Origin of the sequence: Pseudomonas sp. (assembly GCF_037994325.1) — a bacterium.
GTDB lineage: Bacteria > Pseudomonadota > Gammaproteobacteria > Pseudomonadales > Pseudomonadaceae > Aquipseudomonas.
In genome coordinates this window covers 1-3,007 of the sequence record NZ_JBBNAH010000476.1, presented here as the reverse complement: position 1 = coordinate 3,007, position 3,007 = coordinate 1, and the positions used below count along the sequence as shown (strand labels likewise).

Genomic DNA, 3,007 nt, shown 5'->3' with positions numbered 1-3,007 from the left:
GAGTAAACGCCTTGGTGCGCACAGCACACCCTACGCGCCAAGCGTTGGATTGCGTCGGGATTGGCCAGCTGTGAAAAAGGCTGCAACCCTTAACGGGTTGCAGCCTATTGGCCGGTGCTCGTTCCCGACTTGGTCAAACGCTTAGCGAATACCGCTTTGCGCCATGTCTTCCGACGAGAAGGTCGTGCCAGGTTGCTCGTTCACCTGGCCGTAACCGCCGCCTTTGAACGCGGTGAAGGACGGCACCATGTAGGCACCCCGCTCCAGGTCAAGGGTCACGGTCTGGTCGGGCACCATGCCATAACCAAAGACATAGTTAGGAATGGTCGGCATGGTATCGACACGGATCAGCTTGCCTGCGGCATCGTAGCTTTCCGAGATGCCGGCGCTGGACACATCCTCATCCAGATAGAAACGGCGCTTAGGCAACAAGTGACGGAAGCCGGGCTTCAAGGTCGCTTCCACTACCCGCACCCGGTGCAGTTCCCAGCGCATGCATTCCGGGTTGGGGAAGTTTTTGGTAAACAGCTTGTCTTCCGTGCAGCCGTTGTAATCGTAGATGGCGAAGTTGTTGTAGTTGATCAGCTTCTCTTCCACGCCAATGTATTTGAAGTCGTAGCGGTCCTGACGGCCCAGGAACAGACGCTGCTGGTCCATGGTGGTGATGCCACCGGCGACCGGCGACGGGGTGTCATAGGACAGGTCCGGCGCCATTTTTACCCGGCGCTGGCCCGGCAGGTATTGCCAGGCGCGCTGCTCGCCGTCGAGGTTGGTGCGCACCAGGGTCTGTTCGCCGTTACGACGGGGTGGATCGTACAAGGCGATACGTACACGGAAATACTCCACGCTGCTGTCGCGCGGGCCGGGCTTGGCTTCAGACACGAAGTCGTTGGCAAACCAGAGCTTCTCGGCGTTCACCAGAATGCGTCGGCCGCTGCCATCAACGAAGTACGAACGCAGGTTGCCAAACAGGTTGGGGTTGTACTGCATCTGGTGGTTCCAGATCACTTCATTGCCGGTCTTGGGGAATGGAAACGGCACACCGCCATAGCACCCTTCCAGCGTGATACCGGCGTTACCGGTTTTGCAGGCCTCAACGTTTTTCGCGGTGTTGGCCAGATAGTAATCCGGGAAGCGCGCGGTACGGCGCGTTGGATACACCTGCATCTTGAAGTCAGGGTATTGCTTGAACAGGGCCTTCTGGCCTTCGGTCAGATGGGCCGCGTATTGATCGAGATTTTGCGCGGTAACGGTGTACGACACCTTGTCGTTCCACGGGTCGCAGTAGTTGTTCGGCTCGGCCTTGTTGTAGCAGGAAGGAATGCTGATGGCTTCGCCGGTATAGGCTGGAATGGTGCCGTCCGCATTCGCGCTTTTCTGCGCACCGAAGGCGGTAAATTCAGGCCCGCCCAGCTTGGCCGCGTCGTCTGCCGCGGCCGTGTGAATGGCGCCGACCAGGGTACTCAAGGCCAATGCGCCCGCTAAGTAGTTGCTACGCTTCATGCTTCCCTCTCTTGTTTTATTATCGGGTGGCGCTGCTATGACAGCGCCGGACTCATAGTCGTCGAGACCTGCACCAGCGGAGTCTCTTCGTAACGCATCCACTGCAGCTAACAAGCAAGAACCAAGTGATCGAAGCCGTTTGGCGACGTACCACCGATTGCTGAAATTACGTTACGCCCCCCTCCTCAAACGGGTGTCGTCGGAAACGACGAAAACAACCTAGGCAGCTATTTAGTCGCTGAAACGATACTTTAACGAACGTTACATCACCCCTATAAAAGACCACACTCGCCCGGCCGTTTACAACAGCCAACAAGCAGAAACTTAATCATCGCTCTAGACGAATAACGCGTTATCAATGGCAGTTAGCGAGCACCCAGGGCGATATTTGAGCGAGTGCGGATGGAATGTCCCACCACCCGTCGTCCCCGCGCAGGCGGGGATCCAGAGCACTGTGGCGAACGCATTTCCTTGCAAGACTCTGGATCCCCGCCTACGCGGGGATGACGGAGTAAACAGCGAAGTAAATCAGGTATCAGTGCAGGGTTTCGCCAGCCTCGGCCTTTTTCAGCAGTACGGCAGGCGGCGCAAAACGTTCGCCGTAGGTCGCTGCCAACTCACGGGTGCGGGCGATAAAGCGCTCCAGGCCGTAGCCGTTGATAAATTGCAGAAAGCCCCCGGTCCACACCGGCGCGCCAATACCAAGAATGGAACCGACGTTGCCATCGGCCACCGAGCGCAACACACCCTCGTCGAGGCATTTGGCTGCTTCAATCACTTGGCGAAACAGCATCCGCTCTTTGATATCGGCCACCGGCACGTGCACGTCGGCCTTGTAGAACAGCTCATACAGGCCCGGCCAAATGGTTTTCTCGCCGCCTTCCGGGTAGTCGTAGAAACCACCGCCGTAATGCCGGCCTGGGCGTTTGTGGTCGTTGATCAGAATATTGCCGACCTCATCGCTATGGCTGTTATCAAACACCGTGGCGAATACGCCCATTTCCTTCTGGGTTTCGTTGACCTTGCGCATCAGCTCCAGGCTGACTTCATCCAGCACCGTCAACGGCCCCACCGGCATGCCGATCTGCTTACCGAGGTTATCGATCAGAATCGGGTCCACCCCTTCAAGCAGCAGCTTGCAGCCTTCGTCGAAGTAGCTGCCAAAGGTGCGCGAGGTAAAGAAGCCCAGGGAGTCATTGACCACAATGGCGGTCTTGCCAATCTGCCGGGCGAAGTCGAACGCCTTGGCCAAGGCTTCGTCGCTGGTCTGCTCGCCGCAGATAATTTCCACCAGCGGCATTTTTTCCACCGGGGAAAAGAAGTGAATACCGATGAAATTGGCCGGACGTTTGGACGCCTTGGCCAGCAGGGTAATGGGCAGCGTGGAGGTGTTGGTGCCGAACACAGCAGTTTCGGGCAGATAGGCTTCGGTTTTAGCGGTGACCTGCCCCTTTAGCTCAACGCTTTCGAACACCGCCTCAACGATAAAGTCGACACCTTGCAG

General features: G+C 57.5%; 2 protein-coding genes. Both read right to left on the bottom strand.

All coding sequences use genetic code 11. From position 1 onward, the window contains the following. Window positions 1-141 precede the first annotated feature (141 nt). Window positions 142-1,503, bottom strand: a complete 1,362-nt coding sequence (locus AAAB16_RS16175; protein ID WP_340664240.1) for a DUF1329 domain-containing protein — start codon at window positions 1,501-1,503, stop codon at window positions 142-144. Window positions 1,504-2,038: 535 nt separating this feature from the next. Next, window positions 2,039-3,007: 3-hydroxyacyl-CoA dehydrogenase NAD-binding domain-containing protein (locus tag AAAB16_RS16170; RefSeq protein ID WP_340664239.1), on the bottom strand; the 969-nt coding region annotated here is incomplete at its 5' end.